This is a genomic window from Corallococcus sp. CA054B (assembly GCF_003611625.1).
GTDB classification, from domain to species: Bacteria; Myxococcota; Myxococcia; order Myxococcales; family Myxococcaceae; genus Corallococcus; species Corallococcus coralloides.
Map to the genome: position 1 here is coordinate 1 of NZ_RAVY01000383.1, position 1,944 is coordinate 1,944.

Here is a 1,944-nt window from a genome sequence, read left to right on the forward strand (position 1 = left end):
GTCCGGGTGGGGAATGGGTACTACTGGAAAGATGGGCTAGAGTTGTTCCCAGCCGTCTTTCCTCTCCTCTCCGGAGCGAAACCGCAATGTCCCAGCAAGCCCCTGGCAAGAAGCGTGGTCTGTCCCGTCCCGTGGAAGTCGTTCGTGCCGAGCTCCTCAAGGATCCCGAGACGAAGCGGATCGCGGACGCCGTGGGCATGAAGCTGGAGGACTACGTCGAGCTGGTGCTCGAGTACGCGCAGGACAAGGACAAGGAGCCCATGCTCAACGTCGTGTCCGACGAGGAGCTGAAGGCGAACGGCTTCCCCGTGCACACGGTGGAGGAGGTCGGCGAGTTCCTGGTCGCGGGCGCCAAGGGTGAGCTGCCCGGCCAGGGCAACCCCTTCGCCAAGTCCGAGTTCGAGGCCGGCAAGGGCGGCGGCGCCGCCGGCAAGCCCGCGCTGAACCCCACGGGCGAGGCCCCCAAGGCGCCCCAGGACGAGGCGAAGCGCCAGGAGCTGATGGAGCAGCTGAAGAAGGGCGGCGGCGGAACCCGCGGCTGAAGCTCGCCCGGAATCTCCGTGAAATAGATCGGAAAATGGGGAGGAAACATTTTCCTCCCCCCTCCGAGAATCCTTTTGAAGCTTCACTCCGGCTCACACTCTCCAAACCAAATTCAGTAGGGGGTTTCACCATGGGCGGCATCGGCAAGATTGTCAGCAGCGTCGCGAAGACGGTCTCCAACATCGCTGGCGGCGTTGCGAACATCGCGGGCAAGGCGCTGAACTTCGTTCAGAACCCCGTGGGCGCCCTGGCCGGTGGCCTGAAGGGCATCGCGGGCGGCCTCCTGGACAAGCTCCCGTTCGGCCTGGGCAACCTGGCGAAGCCGTTCGTGGACAAGTTCATCGACTCCGGCGCGTCCATGCTGTCCCAGGGCCCCCTGGCCGGCCTGAACAAGCTGACCCAGTTCGCCCCCACCGTGAAGTCCATCGCGGACATCGCGACCACCGTGAAGCAGGGCGCGGACAAGGTCGGCGCGCTGGCCTCGCAGCCCGCGCAGCAGAACTTCCAGAACCTGATGGCGTACGGTCAGGCGCAGCTCATCAACTGAGTTCCCCGCTGAAGCTGGCGTGACTCAGGCACGAGGGCCGGTACTCACCGCGAGGTGGGGGCCGGCCCTTCGGCTTTGCGGGCTTCGAATCAGGCTTGGGGCCCGGGTGGGATGTGGAGTCCGGGTGGGCTGTGACCCGGGATGTCGTACCCGGAGTGTGGGCGCGATCAGGAAGGGGCGGGGCTCAGCCCTCTTCGCGGGTGATGCGGAAGGCGTCGGTCTCCAGCTTCTGGGTCGCCTCGGGGTCCGCGCTGTCGTAGTAGCCGCGGATCTCCCCGGTGCCATCCACCAGCACGAAGTGGGTGCCGTGGAAGATGGAGAGCAGGTCGTCCTCAGGGGCGCCGGGCTCGCGGCCCATGCTGATCTTGAAGCCCTGGACGATGGTGTCCTTGAGGGTGGCGTAGTCGCCGGTGAGGAAGTTCCAGCGGGTGAAGTCCGCCTTGTACTTCGTCCCGTACTCGGCCAGCCGCTCCGGGGTGTCGTAGGCCGGATCCACGGAGAAGGACACCAGCTGGAGATCCGTCCCCAGCTTCGCGGTGTTCTCCTGCACGCGCGCCATCTTCTGCGTGAAGACGGGGCAGACGGTGGGGCAGCGGGTGAAGATGAAGTTGGCGATGAACGGGTGGCCGCGGAGCTGCTTCGACCCGAAGGGCTGTCCGTCCTGCCGCGTGAAGGTGAAGTCCGGCAGCGCGCCCAGGCGGGGCGGCGGCTGGGAACGGTCCTTCACCATGTCGTGGACCGCCACCCCCATGAAGCCGAGCGACGCCACGGCGATGCCCGCCCAGACCCACGGGCGGCGGACGGGACGGGAGCGGGGGGCGGACGGAGTGGTGGGCGATTCGACGGACATGCGT

At 66.8% G+C, this 1,944-nt stretch carries 3 protein-coding genes; 2 read left to right on the forward strand and 1 reads right to left on the reverse strand.

What is annotated here, in order from left to right:
* Positions 1-131 precede the first annotated feature (131 nt).
* Together D7V80_RS40850 and D7V80_RS40855 are read left to right on the forward strand one after the other, a co-directional pair.
* Positions 132-542, forward strand: coding sequence for a hypothetical protein (locus D7V80_RS40850; RefSeq protein ID WP_233586098.1), 411 nt, complete (start codon positions 132-134; stop codon positions 540-542).
* A gap of 131 nt (positions 543-673) precedes the next feature.
* On the forward strand, positions 674-1,090 hold the full coding sequence (locus D7V80_RS40855) for a hypothetical protein (RefSeq protein WP_014400754.1): 417 nt from the start codon (positions 674-676) through the stop codon (positions 1,088-1,090).
* Between the two features lie 184 nt (positions 1,091-1,274).
* Here the strand turns inward: D7V80_RS40855 and D7V80_RS40860 are convergent, their stop codons facing one another.
* On the reverse strand, positions 1,275-1,940 hold the full coding sequence (locus D7V80_RS40860; RefSeq protein WP_233586099.1) for an SCO family protein: 666 nt from the start codon (positions 1,938-1,940) through the stop codon (positions 1,275-1,277).
* Between the last annotated feature and the right edge of the window lie 4 nt (positions 1,941-1,944).

What these genes read in the sequence shown, in the direction of transcription:
- D7V80_RS40855 (WP_014400754.1), top strand. Translation starts at nt 674, where the DNA reads ATGGGCGGCATCGGCAAGATTGTCAGCAGCGTCGCGAAGACGGTCTCC.
- D7V80_RS40860 (WP_233586099.1), bottom strand. Translation starts at nt 1,940, where the DNA reads ATGTCCGTCGAATCGCCCACCACTCCGTCCGCCCCCCGCTCCCGTCCC.